The sequence below is a fragment of the Ornithinimicrobium carbonis genome (assembly GCF_977012275.1).
Map to the genome: position 1 here is coordinate 1160504 of NZ_OZ348993.1, position 17133 is coordinate 1177636.

Here is a 17133-nt window from a genome sequence, read left to right on the forward strand (position 1 = left end):
CCCGAGCTCTGCTCGGGCTCTCACGAAAGGGGAGAGCACCACGATGGCCAAGCCCGTTGTGCGCAAGCCCAAGAAGAAGGCGAACCCTCTCAAGGCCGCCAAGATCGAGGCGATCGACTACAAGGACACCGCGCTGCTGCGCAAGTTCATCTCCGACCGCGGCAAGATCCGTGCCCGGCGCGTCACCGGCGTGACCGTGCAGGAGCAGCGCCGTATCGCCAACGCCGTGAAGAACGCGCGTGAGATGGCGCTGCTGCCCTACTCCAGCTCCGCCCGCTGAGACGACGAGGAGAACTGATGAAGCTCATTCTCACCCAGCCGGTCTCCGGACTCGGGACCGCCGGCGACGTCGTCGAGGTCAAGGACGGCTACGCCCGCAACTTCCTGCTGCCCCGCAAGGTCGCCATGGCCTGGACCAAGGGCGGCCAGAAGCAGGTCGACGCGATCAACCGCGGCCGCGAGAAGCGCGCCGTCAAGACCGCCGAGGAGGCCTCGACCGCCAAGGACAGGCTGCAGTCCGCCGAGATCACCGTCTCGGCCAGGGCGGGCCAGGGCGGGCGGCTCTTCGGCGCCGTGACGCCCGCGGAGATCGCCGAGGCGATCGTCGCGGCCGGCGGCCCGCAGGTCGACAAGCGCAAGATCGAGGTCCCCACCCCGATCCGCACCGTCGGTGACCACCCGGTGCACGTGCGCCTGCACGACGACGTCTCCGCCGACGTCACGGTGACCGTCGTCGCCTCCTGAGGCGGGACGCCACCACCACGCACCACCGCACCACCGGACGGCCCCGGCCCCGCAGCAGCGGTCCGGGGCCGTCAGCGTGGTGCGGCCGCCTCCCCCGGACCCCCAGGAGGGTCGGGGCCGTCCGCGCCCGCCGGTAGACTCGCCGGACCGCACACGTCAGACCCCGGGAGGGCCGTCGCATGATCGCTGCCCTGCTGGTGCTGCACCTGGCGGCGGCGCTGGTGGCGCCCAGCCTGGTCCGGCGGCTGGGCACCCGGGTCTTCTGGGGCCTGGCCCTGGCTCCCTCCTTCACCGCGGTCTGGGCGGCCACCCAGATCGGCACCGCCGGCGGTGCGCAGCCCCACACCGAACGGATCCGCTGGGTCGACGACCTCGGGATGGACCTGTCCTTCCGGATGGACACCCTCGCCTGGGTGCTCACCCTCGTCGTCTCCGTCGTCGGCACGCTCGTCCTCGTCTACTGCGCCTCCTACCTGCGCGACGACACCCGCGGCAACGTCGGTCTGCTCGCGGCCTCGCTCACGGCCTTCGCCGGGGCCATGCTCGGGCTGGTCACCGCCGACGACCTGCTCGTGCTCTACGTGTTCTGGGAGCTGACGACGATCCTCAGCTACCTGCTCATCGGCTACCTCTCGCGCAGTCCCGCGAGCACGCGCGCGGCCAAGCAGGCGCTCATCGTCACCACCGCGGGCGGCCTGACCATGCTCGTGGGCATCGTCCTGCTCGGGAACGCCGCGGGGACCTACCGGATCAGCGAGCTGGTCGCCTTCCCCACCGCGGGGACGGCCACCAGCGTCGGCGTGGTCCTGCTGCTCGTGGGCGCGGTGACCAAGTCGGCCCTCGTGCCCTTCCACTTCTGGCTGCCCGGCGCCATGGTCGCGCCGACCCCGATCAGCGCCTACCTGCACGCCGCCGCGATGGTCAAGGCCGGCGTCTACCTGGTCGCGCGGTTCGCCCCCGCCTACGCCGACCTGCCGGCCTGGCAGGTCACCGTGCTGGTCCTGGGCAGCGCCACCATGCTGCTGGGAGCCTTCCGCGCCACCCGGCAGAACGACCTCAAGCTGCTCCTCGCCTACGGCACCGTCAGCCAGCTGGGCTTCCTCGTCATCCTGCTCGGCTACGGCAGCACGGGGGCCACCCTCGCCGGGCTGACCCTGCTCGTGGCCCACGCGCTGTTCAAGTCCTCGCTCTTCCTGGCGGTGGGGACCATCGACCACGCCACCGGCACCCGCGACATCCGCCGTCTGACGGGGGTCCGCGGACGTATGCCGTGGCTCGCGGCGGGCGCGACCCTGTCGGCGCTGTCGATGGCCGGGCTGCCCGTGCTCCTCGGCTTCGTCGGCAAGGAGGCCGCGCTCACCGCGGTGCTCGACCCGGCCGACGGCTGGGTCTCGCTGCAGGGGGGCGCCGCAGTGGCGGTCGTGCTCGGCTCGGTCCTCACCGCGGCATACTCCTTCCGCTTCCTGTGGGGGGCGTTCACCGACCGCTCGCGCCCGCCCCTGGGGGACCCGTCCCCGCCGCACTGGCACCGGCCGTCGTGGGTGCTCGTCGCCGTGCCGGTCGTCCTGGGGGTCGGCGGTCTGGTGCTCGGGGTGACCTCGACCGCGCTCGAGGAGGTGCTGGCCCCGCACACGGCGCTGGTCGCGCACGTTCCCGGCCCCGAGGTGCACCTGGGGCTGTGGCACGGGCTGACCCCGGCGCTGGGGGTCTCGGTGCTCGTGTGGGTGCTGGGCGCCCTCTGGTGGGGCGTGCAGTCGCGCCGCCCCGTCGAGGTGCCGGTGCCGCTGTCGCCCTTCGACGCCGGGCGCGGCTACCACCACCTGATGCGCGGCACCGACCGGGTCGCCCTGGAGGTGACCGGCTTCCTGCAGCGGGGCTCGCTGCCCGTCCTGCTCGGCACCATCGTGGCCGTGATCGTCGTGGTCCCCACGGTGACGATGTTCACCCGGCAGGTCTCCTGGCCCTCGGTGCGGTTCGCGGACTCCGCCGCCCAGGTCGCGACGGCCGTGCTCGTCGTCTCCGCCGCGTACCTGGCCACCCGCGCCCGGCGCCGGCTGCGGGCGGTCTTCCTCGTGGGGGTGACCGGCTACGGCACGGCCTACCTCTACCTCCTGCACGGCGCCCCGGACCTCGCGCTGACCCAGCTGCTCGTGGAGACCGTCACGCTGGTCGTGCTCGTCCTGGTCCTGCGCCGCCTGTCCGGACGCTTCCCCGACGACCCCACCCGGACCAACCGCCGGGTGCGCGCGCTCATCGGCACGGCGGCGGCCGGTGTCGTCGGGACCGCGGCGGTGATCGCCGCCGGGTCGCGCGTGCAGGAGCCGGCCGGCGCGGGTCTGGCGGAACGGGCGGTCGACTACGGCGGGGGCTACAACATCGTCAACGTCATCCTCGTCGACGTGCGCGCCTGGGACACGATGGGTGAGCTGTCGGTCATCCTGGCCGCCGCGACCGGCGTGGCCAGCCTGATCTTCCTGCGCGACGAGAACCTGCGCCGCGCGGCCGAGGGCATCCTGCGCGCCCGGGACCAGTGGGCCCGTCCGGGCGGGGAGCCCCTGGAGGTCGGGAAGGACGAGCCGGCGCCGGTCACCCCGTGGATCGCACGGGTGGACCTGCTCGACCCGGACCGGCGCTCGACCATCCTGGAGATCGTCACCCACCTGGTCTTCCACACGATCATGGTCTGGTCGATCTACCTGCTGCTCTCCGGACACAACCAGCCCGGAGGCGGGTTCGCCGCCGGCATCGTGGCGGGGCTGGCCCTGTGCCTGCGCTACCTCGCCGGCTACGGCGCCGAGCTCAGCGCCGCGCTGCCGGTCCGCCCGGCGTCGCTGCTGGGCACCGGGTTGTTCATCGCCGGCGGCTCCGCCGTGCTGCCGATGCTCTTCGGCTCCCCCGCCCTGCGCACCTGGATCACCGACGTCCACGTGCCCCTCCTGGGGGAGGTCCACGTGGTGACCTCGCTCCTGTTCGACGTCGGCGTCTACCTGGTCGTGCTGGGCCTCATGCTCGACATCCTGCGCAGCTTCGGTTCGGGGATCGACGAGATCGCCCTCGACGAGAAGAAGCGGGTGGCCGGCCGATGATCCCCAACCTCACCCTCGTGCTCACCTCGGCGGCGCTCGTCGGGACCGGGACCTACCTGTTCCTGTCGCGGTCGCTGGTGCGCGCGCTCATGGGCTTCCTGCTCATGGGCAACGGGATCAACCTGCTGTTCATCGTCGCCTCCGGTCCTCCCGGGGCGCCCCCGATCGTCGGCGCGGCGGAGCCGGGCGAGCAGATGTCGGACCCGGTGCCCCAGGCCCTGGTGCTCACGGCCATCGTCATCACGCTGGCGATGACGGCGTTCGTGCTCGCCCTGGCCCACCGGGGCCGCCAGCTCTCCGGCGTCGACCTCGTGGACGACGACACCGAGTCCGCCCGCATCCACGCCCGGGCCGAGGCCGACGACGTGGGCTCGGGACCGTCGGCGCGGGAGACCAGCGAGGAGATCGAGGCCGAGGGGTACCGGACCGAGAGCTCCCACCACTCCGAGGTGCCGCCCGCCCACGCGCACGACGAGTTCGACGAGGACGACGACGACGACCACCCTCGCGACGCCGACCAGGAGCGGGGGGAGCGCCGATGACGACCCCCTGGGCCTGGATGGTGCCCCTGCTCGTCGTGCTGCCGCTCATCGGCGCGGGCATCACGCTGGCCGCGACCGGGCGCACCGCCGTCCAGCGCGTGGTGAGCATGAGCGTGCTGACCGCGATGCTCGTCCTGGCCGGCTGGCTGCTCTGGGCCGCCGACACCCAGGGCCCCCAGGTCATGATGGTGGGCGGCTGGCTGCCGTGGGAGGGCATCGTCCTGATCGTCGACCGCCTGGCGGCCCTGATGATCATCGTCTCCACGACGGTGACCATGGGCGTGCTCGCCTACTCCGTGGGGCAGGGTGCGAGCTCCTTCGACGACGAGTCCGACGGCCACTCCCCGCTGCCGGTCTTCCACCCCTCGATCCTCGTGCTGGCGGCCGGGGTGACCACGACCTTCGTCTCCGGGGACCTGTTCCACCTCTACGTCGGCTTCGAGATGCTGCTGGCCGCGAGCTTCGTCCTCCTCACCCTCGGCGGGACGGCCGAGCGCGTGCGGGCGGGCACCACCTACGTCCTGGTGAGCCTGCTCTCCTCGATGATCTTCCTGACCTCCATCGCCCTGGTCTACGCCGCCGCGGGGACGGTGAACCTGGCCCTGCTCGCCCAGCGGCTCGGGGAGATCCAGCCGGGCACCGCCGCCCTGCTGCACGTCATGCTGCTCATCGGCTTCGCGGTCAAGGCCGCCGTGTTCCCGATGTCCGGCTGGCTGCCGGACTCCTACCCCACGGCGCCCGCGCCGGTGACTGCGGTCTTCGCGGGCCTGCTGACCAAGGTCGGCATCTACGCCATGATCCGCACGCAGACGCTGCTGTTCCCCGACACCCGCTTCGACGACCTGCTGCTGTGGGCGGCGCTGCTGACGATGGTCGTGGGCATCCTGGGCGCGATCGTGCAGGACGACATCAAGCGGATGCTGTCCTACACCCTCGTCAGCCACATCGGCTTCATGCTCTTCGGCATCGCGCTCGGCAGCACGATCGGCCTGGCCGCGGCCATCTTCTACGTCGCCCACCACATCCTCGTCCAGACCACCCTGTTCCTCGTGACCGGCCTGGTCGAGCGCGTCGGAGGCTCCACGGACACCGCCCGCCTGGGCGACCTGGCGCGGATCAGCCCGATCGTGGGCGTGCTGTTCTTCATCCCGGCGATGAACCTCGCCGGCATCCCGCCGTTCACCGGCTTCCTGGGCAAGGTCGGCCTCATCCAGGCGGGCGTGGACGACGGGCGCTGGCTGGCCTGGGCGCTCGTCGTCGCCTCCGTGGTCACCTCCCTGCTCACCCTGTATGCCGTCGCGCGGGTCTGGGGGCGCGCGTTCTGGTCGGAGAACCCCGAGGGGATCACCGGCAGCGGACCCCTGCGCGGCGGGCACCACGGCGCGCTGGGGCTCGGCGTGCTCCTGCCCACGGGAGCGCTCGTGGCCCTCGGGGTGGCGCTCGTGGTCGTCGCGGGTCCGCTCTACGACGTCACCACCCGGGCGGCCGTCGACCTCATGCTGCGCACGCCCTACCTCGACGCGGTGCTGGGATCGGGGGTGAGCCCGTGAGTCCCCCGGTGACGCGACGGCATACCCCTCGGCGCCTGTCGTGGTGGTCGGTGACCTGGCTGACGGTGGTCTGGGTGCTGCTGTGGGGCAACCCCTCCCCGGTCGTCCTCGCGGGCGGGGTGCTGACGGCCGTGCTCGTGCTCGTGGTCTTCCCCCTGCCCCGCGTGCGTGTACGGCTGCGCCTGAAGCCCTGGGCCTTCACCGTGCTCGTCAGCCGGTTCCTCGCCGACGTGGTGGCGGCCTCCTTCCAGGTGGCCTGGCTGACGGTGCGGCCCGGACCACCGGTGCGCGGCGTGGTGATGGACCTCGAGCTCGCCGGCGACGACGAGCTGCTGCAGACGATCACCGCGGAGATGACGGCGCTGGTGCCCGGGACGGTGGTCATCGACCTGGAGCCGTCGGAGCGGCTGCTGACGCTGCACGCCCTGGACGTGTCCACGCCCCGGCAGGCCAAGGCGGTGCGCCGGCGGGTGCTGGCCCAGGAGGCCCGGGTGCTGCGGGCCTTCGACCCCCGTGCCGAGCAGCTGCTGAACCCCCGGACCCGCAAGGAGCCCCGATGACCCTGGACGTGGTGGAGAGCGTGCTCGCCTGGGCGGTCGGGGGCGTCCTGGCGGTGGCGGCGGCGCTGACGCTCGTGCGGATCACCATCGGCCCCAGCGTGCTCGACCGGGTCGTGGCCACCGACGTGCTCGTCTCGGTGGTCGTCTGCGCGCTCGGTGCGCACGCCGCGCTGACGAGCGGGTCGACGACGCTGCCCCTGCTCATCTCGTTGTCCCTCGTCGGCTTCCTGGCCTCGGTCGCCGTGGCGCGGTTCGTCGCCCGGGACCGCGATCCCACGTCCCAGGAAGGGCGGCTGGAGCCATGAGCTGGACCGACGTCGCCGACCTGCTCGGCCTGGTCGCGCTCCTGGCCGGCGCGCTGTTGTGCCTGGCCGCCGGGATCGGCCTGCTGCGCTTCCCCGACCTGCTGACCCGGATGCACGCGGGGACCAAGCCGCAGGTGCTCGGCGTGCTGCTCGTGCTGCTGGGGGTGGGCCTGCGCACCCGTTCCGGCCTCGACGTGGGCATGCTGCTGCTCATCGGCGTCTTCCAGCTGCTGACGATCCCCGCCGGGGCCCACATGGCCGGTCGGGCCGGTTTCCGCACCGGCCAGGTCGAGCCGGCGGACATCCACCTGGCCCGGCGGTCGGCCGGACCGGTGCCCGGCGTGCAGGGTGCCGAGCCGGGCCCGCCGCAGCCGCGACGGGAGCTGGACGAGGGGTGAGCCGCGCGGCGCCGGCGGCGAGGCTGGCACGGGCGCCGGCACCCCGCACCACCCCCCGCGTCGGTCAGGCGCCGGTGACCATCCAGGCGTCCTGCCGGGAGCGCCACGTCAGCCCGGCGGCGCGGACGGCCATCCAGGCGGTGTAGGCCAGCCACAGCCACACCAGCCCGGTCACCCCGACCTGGTCGAGGGCCCGGACGGCGAGCGCCAGCGGCAGGTAGGCCAGCAGGAAGACGGTCTGGGCCCACGCGAGCCAGCGGGCGTCCCCGGCCCCGATGAGCACCCCGTCGAGCACGAAGGCGATCCCGGCGACCGGTTGGCCGAGGGCGACCACGAGCAGCGCGGCGCCCAGGGCGGCGTGCACCTGCGGGTCGGTGGAGAAGGCGAGCGGGACGACGCGGTGCGTGGCCACGATGACGGCGGCGAGGAGCACCCCGAACCACACCCCCCAGCGGACCATCATTGCGGTCGCCGCCCGGGTCCCCGCCACGTCGCCGGCGCCGAGCGCCTTGCCGACCAGGGCCTGCGCCGCGATCGCCAGCGCGTCGAGCGCGAAGGCGAGCGAGCTCCATACCGTCATCGCCACCTGGTGGGCCGCCAGCTCCGGCTCCCCCAGCCCCGCGGCCACCCAGGTGGTGACGAGCAGGACCGCCCGCAGGGACAGGGTGCGCACGAGGAGGGGCACCCCTCCCGCGGCGGCGCGCAGCACGCCCGAGGCGGCGAAACCGAGCGGGGCGTCCAGCCGCCTCGCGGCGCGCACGACGACGGCGAGCATGGCCACGGCCATCCCGGTCTGGGCCATCACCGTGCCCCACGCCGCGCCCGCGATGCCCCAGCCGACGCCGTGGACCAGGAGCAGCGACAGGAGCGCGTTGGCGGTGAAGCCGACGACGGAGACGACGAGGGGGGTCCGGGTGTCCTGCAGCCCCCGCAGCACCCCGGTCGCAGCGAGCACCAGCAACATCGGGGGTATGCCGATCGTGGAGACCCGCAGGTAGGTCACCGCCTCCGCGGTGGCCGTCGGGGTCGCCCCGAAGATCTCGACGACCGGCTGGGCCCACAGGGCCGTCGCGGCGGCGGCGAGCACCCCGAGGAGCACCGCCAGCCACATGCCGTCGATGCCGGCGCTGAGGGCACCCCGCTGGTCACCGGCACCGAGGCGGCGGGCCACGACCGCCGTGGTGCCGTAGGCCAGGAAGACGAAGATGTTGACGGCGGTGAGCAGGACCGCGCTGGCGACCCCCAGGCCGGCCAGGGCGGCGGTCCCCAGGTGGCCCACGATCGCCGAGTCGGCCAGCAGGAAGAGCGGCTCGGCGACCAGGGCCAGGAACGCCGGGACCGCCAGACGCAGCACCTCCCGGCGCAGGGCGGCGGGATCGGGGGCGCTGCTCACGAGCGGCAAGTGTGCCAGCACGACGACGGGCCCGGCACCGTGCGGTGCCGGGCCCGGGGTCGCGCCGGGCGTGGGATCAGGCGCTCCGGGCCTGCTCCTCGCCCGAGCGGTCGGACTGCTCGCCGGACTCGTCCTCGGAGCGGTCCCCGTGCTGGGTGACCTCGCCGCGGACGCTGTCGCCGCCGCCCAGGCCGGAGCGGTGCGCCACCTGGATCTTGCGCGGCCTTGCCTCCTCGGCCACCGGGATGGTCAGGGTGAGCACCCCGTCGGTGTAGTCGGCCTCGATGCGGTCCAGGGCAACGCCGTAGCCGAGCGTCAGCTGGCGGGCGAACGTCCCGGCGGGGCGCTCGTGGGAGAGCCACTGCTCGGCGTCGGACTCCTCGCGCCGTTCGGCGCGGATGGTCAGGGTCCGGTCCTCGACGTCGACGTCGATGGAACCGGGGTCCACACCGGGCAGGTCCACCCTGGCGACGAAGGTCTCTCCGGCGCGGAAGAGGTCCATCGGCATCGCCGAGGCCGCGGGGGTGCGCATCGTCTCCGACATGAGGCGGTCCAGGTCACGGAACGGGTCGAAACGGCTCATGCTTCCTCCTTCTGTGCGGTCGAGGGAGGTGGTCCGGCGGCACCGGATCCGCCCTCGGTCCTGGTGGGCGAGTGCCTCACCTGCTGGTTCGTTCCAGGATTAGCACTCTTGCTTCTAGAGTGCCAAACGTCGGCGGGGTCCGCATCTCTTCCCGACACCTCGCGCGAGACCGGCGACACGCCCGGGGGTGGTCCGGGAGGGGTCGCAGAAGATTGTCGGAACGATCTTTCCTCCACAGGATGTGGCTGAAGGAGTTGCAGGTCAGGGGGGCTGCGACCGTTGTGTCGCACCGTTGTCCACAAGGTCCGTCCACAGGAGCCGCCCTCGCCGTCGCGTGTCGTCCACCGCGGGTCCACACGTGCTCCACAGTCTGTCCACAGGGGCGTCTTGGGGGAGGTCCCCGGGCGGCGTACCGTGACGCGTCGATGGTCTGTCGGTGGGCCGTGGTGACCTTGGGACCTGTCGGGGCGAGAGAGCAGGAGGGCGTATGTCGCTGAGCGAGCTGGAACGGACGTACGGGCCTCCGGGGGAGGGCTCGCCCGAGGAACGGCTGCCGCCGCAGGACGTGGCGGCCGAGCAGAGCGCCCTGGGGGCCATGCTCCTGTCCAAGGACGCCATCGGCGAGTGCTCCGAGCTCATCCGGCCCGTCGACTTCTACCGGCCCGCGCACGAGCGGATCTACGAGGCCGTCGTCGACCTCTTCTCCCGCGGCGAGCCGGTGGACGCCATCACCGTCGCCGACGAGCTGACCAAGCGGGGCGAGCTCGCCCGGGTGGGCGGCACGGCATACCTGCACCAGCTCATCGCGGGCGTCCCGACCGCGGCCAACGCCTCCTTCTACGCCGAGATCGTCGCCGAACGGGCGGTGCTGCGCCGCCTGGTGGAGGCGGGGACGCGGATCGTGCAGATCGGCTACGGCGGCGGGGACGTCGAGGAGAGCGTCAACACCGCCCAGGCGGAGATCTACGCGGTCGCCGACAAGCGGGGCGGGGAGGACTACCACGCGCTCGCCGACCTCATCCAGCCCACGACGGACGAGATCGAGCACAACGCCTCCTCCACCGGGGAGATGGTGGGGGTGCCGACGGGGTTCACCGAGCTCGACGAGCTGACGAACGGGCTGCACCCCGGGCAGATGGTGATCGTGGCGGCCAGGCCGGCTGTGGGGAAGGCCCTGGCGCTGGACACGCCGCTGCCGACGCCGAGGGGCTGGACGACCATGGGCGAGGTCCGGGTCGGCGACCAGCTGCTGGGTGCCGACGGCCGACCCACCACCGTGGTGGCGGCGACGGAGGTCATGCTCGACCGTCCCTGCTACGAGGTGGAGTTCTCCGACGGGTCGGTCATCACGGCCGACGCCGAACACCTCTGGCACCTGAGCCTGACCGAGGGAGCTGCTGCCTCCACCGTGACGACGACCGAGGTGGATCGGGCCGTCGCGTCGGGAGCCACTGTCACCGTTGCGCGGCCCGGGGGTGCGCAGGAGGCGGCGGCCTGGACGGTGACGAGGGTCGAGACGGTGGACACCGTCCCCGTGCGGTGCGTGCAGGTCGACGACGAGAAGCACCTCTACCTCGCGGGTCGTTCGATGATTCCGACCCACAACTCGACCTTCGCCCTGGACGTGGCCAGGGCGGCAGCGATCAAGCACCGGCTGCCGACCGTCGTCTTCTCCCTGGAGATGAGCCGCACCGAGATCACGATGCGACTGCTCTCGGCGGAGTCGGAGATCCCGCTGCAGAACATGCGCAAGGGCAACATGCGCGACCGCGACTGGACCCGACTGGCGGAGACGCAGGGACGCATCCACGACGCGCCCCTGTTCATCGACGACTCGCCGAACATGTCGTTGATGGAGATCCGTGCCAAGTGTCGCCGTCTCAAGCAGCGCAGCGACCTCAAGCTGGTCGTCGTGGACTACCTGCAGCTGATGAGCTCGGGCAAGCGCGTGGAGTCCCGTCAGCAGGAGGTCGCCGAGTTCAGCCGGGCCCTGAAGCTGCTCGCCAAAGAGCTCGAGGTCCCGCTCATCGCCCTGTCCCAGCTCAACCGTGGGCCGGAGCAGCGGACGGACAAGAAGCCGCAGATGAGCGACCTTCGCGAGTCGGGCTGCCTGACGGCCGACACCAGGGTCCTGCGGGCCGACACCGGGGCCGAGGTGACCATGGGCGATCTCCATGAGACCGGTGAGCGGGACGTGCCCGTGTGGTCGCTGGACGAGTCGCTGCGCTACGTGCGGCGGCACCTGACCCATGTCTTCCCGACAGGCACCCGGCCGGTCTTCCGTCTCACGCTGACCTCCGGCAAGACCGTCCGGGCCACCGAGAACCACCCGTTCCTGACCTACGACGGGTGGAAGCAGCTGGGCGACCTCCGCGCCGGTGACAGGATCGCGGTGCCCAGGCACGTGCCCGCCCCGGAGAAGCACGAGCCGTGGAGCGACGACAACCAGGTGCGGGCCATGGCCCGAGACCTCGACAGCGGGAAGCTCGACTCGCCGCCCGACAGCGCCGCTCACATGTCGAAGCGCCAGATCGGCCTGTTCGTCGGTTCGCTCTGGAAGCTCGGAGGTGCCGTGCGTGTCACTGACGGCGGTGTCGTGATCGACTGGACAGGGCCTTCTGCCCTTGCCGACCAGATGTCCCGGCAGCTGCTCCGGTTCGGCATCAGTACGCGCCAGTGGGGCATGGCCGCGACGGTGACTCTGGCCGTGGTGGAGAAGGACGACCAGCGGCGGTTCCTCCGCGAGATCGCGCCGCAGGTGGACCTGGGCCCGGAGGTCGCTCGTGCGCTGGCCCTGGTCGAAGCGGGCGACGTCCGCACGGAGCCGCGTGCCGTCCTCGATCAGCCTGCGCCACTGTGGCAGGAGATGGCCCGGGTCCTGCAGCGGGAGACGACGGGCGGTGCTCTCGCGACCGTGGTGGACGTGCTGGACACCGAGGACCTGGATCTCGCCGCCGTCAACGACGTCCTCTTCGACGACGTCGTGTCCGTCGAGCTGGACGGCGTCGAGGAGGTCTTCGACGCGACGGTCCTGGGCAACCACAACTTCGTGGCCAACGGCATCGCCGTCCACAACTCGATCGAGCAGGATGCCGACGTCGTCATCCTGCTCCACCGCGAGTCGATGTACGAGCGCGAATCACCCCGGGAGGGGGAGGCCGACGTCATCGTGGCCAAGCACAGGAACGGCCCCACGGATACCGTGGTCGTGGCGTTCCAGGGTCACTACTCCCGCTTCACCAACATGGCCAGCAACTTCTGACTGCTCCTAGGTTGCGATCAGCCCGGGACGGCGGTGCCGCGACCTGAAGGTTCCTGCCGCGCTCCCCTAGATATCCCAGGGGTCTAACGTGTCAAGCTGCCGTGGCGTGGCGGTGGGCCCAGGCGGTGTGTTCGTCGTAGGGGGTGCGGTGCTTGAGGCAGCCGTGCAGGATTCCGATCCAGCGGTTGCCCAGGGCGCGGAGGGCTTCGTGGTGTTCCCCTTCGGCTACGGGCTCTCCTATACGACCTTCGAGGTCGGGGACGTGTCGTTGTCGGCAGCGACGACGGACGGGACGGAGCCGGTCCACGTCCGGGCCCGGGTGACCAACACCGGTGACCGGCGGGGAGCCGAGGTGGTTCAGGTGTACGTCGCGATCCCCGCCACGGGCCAGCCGCCCAAGCGGCTCGTCGGTTTCCAGAAGGTGTGGCTCGAGCCCGGGGAGTCTGCCGAGGTGGCCGTCACCATCGACCCGCGGGCCACGGCCAAGCCGTTGTCGGTCTGGGACTACGCGACAGGTTCCTTCCGGGTCGCAACCGGTGACCACCGGGTGCTGGTCGGCACCTCCAGCGAGGACACGCCCCACGAGCTGACCCTCGCGGTCGCTGGCTGACGAGGGGGTAGGGAACGACTGCACGCACCGTTCGGCCCGATCGAGGGAATCTGCCGAGCAAGTCGTGCACTCGTGCGGTCGGAGGGCGCAGCGCCGGACGATGGCCGAGGTGTCTGCGCTCTCGGGGGCTACGACCCCGGCGTCGGAGCTCGTCCCCCCTTGAGCGAGCGGCAGGGGTCAGGAGTCCTGGCCCACCGCCCGCTCCAGGAGCTGGACGACCCGCTTCCTCACCTCGGGCGTGAGCCGGGTGACGGCGAACGAGGTCGGCCACATGTCCCCGTCGTCCAGCGCGGCCCCGTCGTTGAAGCCCACCGTGGCGTACCGCGTCTCGAACTTGCCCGCCGGCTGCATGAACATCAGGATCTCCCCGTCCCTCGCCCACGACGGCATGCCGTACCACGTGCGACCGTCCAGCCCCGGGGCGGTCTCGGAGACGAGGGTGTGCAGTCCTGCCGCGATCGCGCGGTCCTGCTCCGGCATCGCCTCGATCACCTCGAACAGCTTCTCCAGGTCCGTGGCCTTCTTCCGGCCGCCCTTCTCGGCCCGCAGTTCCTCGGCCCGGGCCTTCATCGCCCCCCGCTCGGCCTCGCTGAAGCCTCCGGTCCGGTCGCTGTCCGCAGTCATGTCGTGGCTCCTCGCCCGTCAGTGCCGGCTGCCATGATCGGGGGATGACCACCCCGGCCGACTCCCACGACACCATCCGCGTCCGCAACGCCCGTGTCAACAACCTGCGCGGCATCGACGTCGACCTGCCCAAGCGACGGATGACCGTCGTCACGGGCGTGTCCGGGTCGGGCAAGTCGTCCCTGGTCTTCGGCACGATCGCGGCCGAGTCCCAGCGGCTCATCAACGAGACCTACTCCACCTTCGTGCAGTCCTTCATGCCTCCGCAGGCCAGGCCGGAGGTGGACCACCTGGAGAACCTCACCGCCGCGATCGTGGTCGACCAGGAGAGGATCGGCGCCAACGCCCGGTCCACCGTCGGCACGGCCACCGACGCCCTCACCTACCTGCGGGTGATCTTCAGCCGGCTGTCCGTCCCGCACGTCGGCCCCACCTCGGCCTTCTCGTTCAACCTCGCCTCCGCCTCCGGCCGCGGCACGATGACCGTGGAGAAGGGCGGCGCCCAGGCCGAGGTGCGCGAGTTCTCGGTGGTCGGGGGGATGTGCCCGGCCTGCGAAGGTCTGGGGACGGTCGCCCGGATCGACCCGGACACCTTCCTCGACCGGGACCGCTCGCTCAACGAGGGGGCGATCGAGGCGCCCAACCTCGGGGTGGGCAGCTGGATGTGGCGCAGCTACGCCGAGAGCGGGCGGATCGACCCGGACAAGCGGCTGCGGGACTACACCCAGGAGGAGTGGGACTGGCTCCTCCACCAGCCGGCCACCAAGGTCAAGGTCGCCGGCATCAACATGACCTACGAGGGCCTTGTCACCCGCTTCCGCCGCAGCTGGTTCGGCGACGTGGAGCCCAAGCAGGCGCACGTGCTGCGGTTCAAGGAGCGGATCGCCACCACCGGCCCCTGCCCCGAGTGCGACGGCACCCGCCTCAACGAGGCCGCGCGCACCGCCACCGTGCACGGCCGCACCCTGCCCCAGTGCTCCTCGGACGAGCTCGGCGACCTCCTGGCCTGGGTGGAGGAGCTCGAGGAGCCGTCGGTCGCACCGGTCACCAGGGGGCTCGCCGGGGTGCTGCGCTCGATGATCGACGTCGGCCTGGGCTACCTCTCGCTGGACCGGGCCACCGGCACCCTCTCCGGCGGCGAGGGTCAGCGCGTGAAGATGGTGCGCCACCTCGGCTCGGCCCTCACGGACGTCACCTACGTCTTCGACGAGCCCACGGTCGGCCTGCACCCGCACGACATCGCCCGGATGAACCAGCTCCTCCTCCAGCTGCGGGACAGCGGCAGCACCGTGCTCGTCGTCGAGCACAAGCCCGAGGTCATCGCCCTCGCCGACCACGTCGTGGACATCGGCCCCGGAGCCGGCGGCGACGGAGGACAGGTGGTGTATGCCGGTGCGCCCGGGGGCCTGTCCGCCTCCGGTTCGGTGACGGGGGAGTGGCTCGACCACCGCCCGAGCCTGCGCACCCAGGTGCGCGAGCCCACGGCATACCTGCAGATCCGGGGGGCCAGCACCAACAACCTGCGCGACGTCGACGTGGACGTCCCCCTGGGGGTGCTGGTGGCGGTCACGGGGGTGGCCGGGTCGGGCAAGTCCTCGCTCGTGCACGGCTCGCTGGCCGGACGCGACGGCATCCTCATCGTCGACCAGTCCTCCATCCGCGGGTCACGACGGTCCAACCCGGCGACCTTCTCCGGACTGCTCGACCCGATCCGGACGGCGTTCGCCAAGGCCAACGGGGTGCCCGCCTCGATGTTCAGCCCCAACTCCGAGGGTGCCTGCCCGGTGTGCCGGGGCCAGGGGGTCATCTGGACGGACCTGGTCATGGTGCACGGGGTGAGCACGCCCTGCGAGGAGTGCGGGGGCCGGCGCTTCCGGCCCGAGGTGCTGGAGCACCGCCTGCACGGGCTGACCATCGACGAGGTGCTGGACCTGTCGGTCGAGGACGCCTCGGCGGTGTTCACGACCGGCAAGGCGGCGACCGTGCTGCGCCGCCTGCTCGACGTGGGCCTGGGCTACGTGCGGCTCGGACAGCCGTTGACCACGCTGTCCGGCGGCGAACGCCAGCGGCTGAAGCTGGCCGCCCAGCTGCGCGAGGCCGAGGTGGTCGTGCTCGACGAGCCGAGCAGCGGCCTGCACCTGGCGGACACCCACCGGCTGGTGCAGATGCTGCACGGGCTCGTCGACGGCGGCACCTCGGTCATCGTCCTGGAGCACAACCTGGCTGTGGTCTCCCAGGCGGACCGGGTCGTCGACCTGGGGCCGGGGGCCGGTCACGAGGGTGGCCGGATCGTCTTCGAGGGCACCCCGCAGGCGATGGTCGACGGCTCCGACACCCTGACCGCGCAGCACCTGCGGGCCGCGGTCGGCGGTGGGTCGGTGGCCAGGACCTGAGCCGTCGTGGCCGTGCTGGCCCACCGTCCGGCGGGTCAGGCCTGCGCGACCGCCGGGGAGTTGGGCAGCTCCTCCCGCGCCCGCCAGACCTCGCTCAGGGCCTCCACGGCGGCCTCCACCGCGGGTCGGCGGGTGCTGGCGTCGCGGTGGACGGCGTGGATGCGCCGGGTGGGTGCCTCGACGAGCGGGGTGGCCACCACCTCCTCGGGCAGGACGTCACGGCCCAGCCGGGGCAGGAGGCAGATGCCGAAGCCCTGGGCCACCAGGGTCACCCGGGCCCCGGTGCTGTCGACGGTCGCCCCGATGCGGTGGGGCAGCGCCCGCTGGGCCAGGGCGGCGAGGAGCCAGTCGCTGTAGACCCCGGGGGTGTCGTCGATCCACACCCGGCCGCCGAGGTCGTCCAGGTCGACACCGTCGGGACCGGTCGTGAGGTCCTCGTCGCGCAGGGTGACCAGGTCGACGGGGTCCAGGCCCAGCAGGTGGGCCTGCAGACCGGTGCGCGGCGAGGCCTGCCGGTCGGTCCAGTCGTGGACGACGACGAGGTCGACCTCGCCGCGCAGCAGGGCGGGCATCGACTCCTCGGGCGAGTGCTCGCGCAGGGTGATCTGCAGGTGGGGATGGCGGTCCGTCAGGAGCGTCACGGCCGGGCTGACCAGTCCGCGCAGCGCCGTCGCGAACGCCGCGACGACCAGGGGGCCGGAGACCTCCTCCCGGAGGCTCTCGAGCTCAGCCCGCGCCCGTTCGTCCAGGTCGACGACGCGCTCGGCGAGCCGGACGAGGACGTCGGCCGCGTCGGTGGGGACCAGGCCCCTGCCCTGCCGCACCATGACGGGCTGGCCGACCTGCCGCTGCAGCCGGGTGAGCTGCTGGCTCACCGCCGAGGGGGTCAGGCGCAGGCGGTCGGCGGCCGCGAGCACCGTCCCCTCCTCGACCACGGCGCGGAGGGTGACCAGGTGCTCGGGATTGAACATGTAGCAATACTGACAGGTATCGACCAGAAAACGTGACTTGTCCTTATGAAACGTCCCTGTCAAGGTAGGGGACAGATCACCAGCCGGATCCCTTGCCGGAGGTGGTCGCCCC

Annotated in this window: 15 protein-coding genes; 11 read left to right on the top strand and 4 right to left on the bottom strand. The window is 72.1% G+C overall.

Translation table 11 applies throughout. The features are described 5' to 3' along the window. Window positions 1–43: 43 nt before the first annotated feature. The 8 genes from rpsR to mnhG all read left to right on the top strand — a co-directional run bounded on the left by rpsR (window position 44) and on the right by mnhG (window position 7185). The gene (gene rpsR, locus ACWHYA_RS05220) at window positions 44–280 is read left to right on the top strand and encodes a 30S ribosomal protein S18 (protein ID WP_075959211.1); all 237 of its coding nucleotides are present in this window, start codon (window positions 44–46) and stop codon (window positions 278–280) included. A 17-nt stretch (window positions 281–297) separates the two neighbouring features. After that, on the top strand, window positions 298–744 hold the full coding sequence (rplI, locus tag ACWHYA_RS05225) for a 50S ribosomal protein L9 (RefSeq protein ID WP_425943363.1): 447 nt from the start codon (window positions 298–300) through the stop codon (window positions 742–744). 179 nt (window positions 745–923) lie between these two features. Beyond that, window positions 924–3830: a Na+/H+ antiporter subunit A gene (locus ACWHYA_RS05230; protein WP_425943362.1), complete on the top strand. Its 2907-nt coding sequence runs from the start codon at window positions 924–926 to the stop codon at window positions 3828–3830. Continuing rightward, on the top strand, window positions 3827–4372 hold the full coding sequence (locus ACWHYA_RS05235; RefSeq protein ID WP_425943361.1) for a Na(+)/H(+) antiporter subunit C: 546 nt from the start codon (window positions 3827–3829) through the stop codon (window positions 4370–4372). Before ACWHYA_RS05230 ends, ACWHYA_RS05235 begins: the two co-directional genes overlap by 4 nt. After that, a complete protein-coding gene (locus tag ACWHYA_RS05240; protein ID WP_425943360.1) occupies window positions 4369–5922 on the top strand; it encodes a Na+/H+ antiporter subunit D in 1554 nt (517 codons plus the stop codon). Before ACWHYA_RS05235 ends, ACWHYA_RS05240 begins: the two co-directional genes overlap by 4 nt. Then, window positions 5919–6482 (top strand): Na+/H+ antiporter subunit E, encoded by a 564-nt coding sequence (locus ACWHYA_RS05245; RefSeq protein ID WP_425943359.1) that lies wholly within the window; start codon window positions 5919–5921, stop codon window positions 6480–6482. Before ACWHYA_RS05240 ends, ACWHYA_RS05245 begins: the two co-directional genes overlap by 4 nt. Beyond that, entirely contained in the window at window positions 6479–6787 is a 309-nt protein-coding gene (locus ACWHYA_RS05250) for a monovalent cation/H+ antiporter complex subunit F (RefSeq protein ID WP_425943358.1), read from the top strand. The genes ACWHYA_RS05245 and ACWHYA_RS05250 overlap by 4 nt, the downstream gene beginning before the upstream one ends. After that, entirely contained in the window at window positions 6784–7185 is a 402-nt protein-coding gene (gene mnhG, locus ACWHYA_RS05255; RefSeq protein WP_425943357.1) for a monovalent cation/H(+) antiporter subunit G, read from the top strand. Before ACWHYA_RS05250 ends, mnhG begins: the two co-directional genes overlap by 4 nt. Before the next feature lie 64 nt (window positions 7186–7249). Here the strand turns inward: mnhG and ACWHYA_RS05260 are convergent, their stop codons facing one another. Together ACWHYA_RS05260 and ACWHYA_RS05265 are read right to left on the bottom strand one after the other, a co-directional pair. Further along, entirely contained in the window at window positions 7250–8578 is a 1329-nt protein-coding gene (locus tag ACWHYA_RS05260; protein ID WP_425943356.1) for an MATE family efflux transporter, read from the bottom strand. Between the two features lie 76 nt (window positions 8579–8654). Further along, the gene (locus ACWHYA_RS05265; RefSeq protein WP_425943355.1) at window positions 8655–9161 is read right to left on the bottom strand and encodes an Hsp20/alpha crystallin family protein; all 507 of its coding nucleotides are present in this window, start codon (window positions 9159–9161) and stop codon (window positions 8655–8657) included. A gap of 487 nt (window positions 9162–9648) precedes the next feature. Here ACWHYA_RS05265 and dnaB point away from each other — a divergent pair, with 487 nt between their 5' ends. Beyond that, entirely contained in the window at window positions 9649–12423 is a 2775-nt protein-coding gene (dnaB, locus tag ACWHYA_RS05270; RefSeq protein WP_425943354.1) for a replicative DNA helicase, read from the top strand. 361 nt (window positions 12424–12784) lie between these two features. Continuing rightward, window positions 12785–13033 carry a fibronectin type III-like domain-contianing protein gene (locus tag ACWHYA_RS05275; protein ID WP_448095558.1) on the top strand — a complete coding sequence of 83 codons (249 nt, stop codon included), beginning with the start codon at window positions 12785–12787 and terminating at the stop codon, window positions 13031–13033. Window positions 13034–13210: 177 nt separating this feature from the next. Here ACWHYA_RS05275 and ACWHYA_RS05280 read toward each other — a convergent pair whose 3' ends face one another. After that, on the bottom strand, window positions 13211–13657 hold the full coding sequence (locus tag ACWHYA_RS05280; protein WP_425943353.1) for an iron chaperone: 447 nt from the start codon (window positions 13655–13657) through the stop codon (window positions 13211–13213). A 44-nt stretch (window positions 13658–13701) separates the two neighbouring features. Here ACWHYA_RS05280 and ACWHYA_RS05285 point away from each other — a divergent pair, with 44 nt between their 5' ends. Continuing rightward, window positions 13702–16050, top strand: a complete 2349-nt coding sequence (locus ACWHYA_RS05285) for an excinuclease ABC subunit UvrA (protein ID WP_425943352.1) — start codon at window positions 13702–13704, stop codon at window positions 16048–16050. A 35-nt stretch (window positions 16051–16085) separates the two neighbouring features. On the opposite strand, the gene ACWHYA_RS05290 is transcribed toward ACWHYA_RS05285, so the two are convergent. Beyond that, window positions 16086–17021 carry a LysR family transcriptional regulator gene (locus ACWHYA_RS05290; RefSeq protein WP_425943351.1) on the bottom strand — a complete coding sequence of 312 codons (936 nt, stop codon included), beginning with the start codon at window positions 17019–17021 and terminating at the stop codon, window positions 16086–16088. Window positions 17022–17133: the final 112 nt, after the last annotated feature.

What these genes read in the sequence shown, in the direction of transcription:
- rpsR (WP_075959211.1), top strand. Translation starts at nt 44, where the DNA reads ATGGCCAAGCCCGTTGTGCGCAAGCCCAAGAAGAAGGCGAACCCTCTC.
- rplI (WP_425943363.1), top strand. Translation starts at nt 298, where the DNA reads ATGAAGCTCATTCTCACCCAGCCGGTCTCCGGACTCGGGACCGCCGGC.
- ACWHYA_RS05230 (WP_425943362.1), top strand. Translation starts at nt 924, where the DNA reads ATGATCGCTGCCCTGCTGGTGCTGCACCTGGCGGCGGCGCTGGTGGCG.
- ACWHYA_RS05235 (WP_425943361.1), top strand. Translation starts at nt 3,827, where the DNA reads ATGATCCCCAACCTCACCCTCGTGCTCACCTCGGCGGCGCTCGTCGGG.
- ACWHYA_RS05240 (WP_425943360.1), top strand. Translation starts at nt 4,369, where the DNA reads ATGACGACCCCCTGGGCCTGGATGGTGCCCCTGCTCGTCGTGCTGCCG.
- ACWHYA_RS05250 (WP_425943358.1), top strand. Translation starts at nt 6,479, where the DNA reads ATGACCCTGGACGTGGTGGAGAGCGTGCTCGCCTGGGCGGTCGGGGGC.
- mnhG (WP_425943357.1), top strand. Translation starts at nt 6,784, where the DNA reads ATGAGCTGGACCGACGTCGCCGACCTGCTCGGCCTGGTCGCGCTCCTG.
- ACWHYA_RS05265 (WP_425943355.1), bottom strand. Translation starts at nt 9,161, where the DNA reads ATGAGCCGTTTCGACCCGTTCCGTGACCTGGACCGCCTCATGTCGGAG.
- dnaB (WP_425943354.1), top strand. Translation starts at nt 9,649, where the DNA reads ATGTCGCTGAGCGAGCTGGAACGGACGTACGGGCCTCCGGGGGAGGGC.
- ACWHYA_RS05280 (WP_425943353.1), bottom strand. Translation starts at nt 13,657, where the DNA reads ATGACTGCGGACAGCGACCGGACCGGAGGCTTCAGCGAGGCCGAGCGG.
- ACWHYA_RS05285 (WP_425943352.1), top strand. Translation starts at nt 13,702, where the DNA reads ATGACCACCCCGGCCGACTCCCACGACACCATCCGCGTCCGCAACGCC.
- ACWHYA_RS05290 (WP_425943351.1), bottom strand. Translation starts at nt 17,021, where the DNA reads ATGTTCAATCCCGAGCACCTGGTCACCCTCCGCGCCGTGGTCGAGGAG.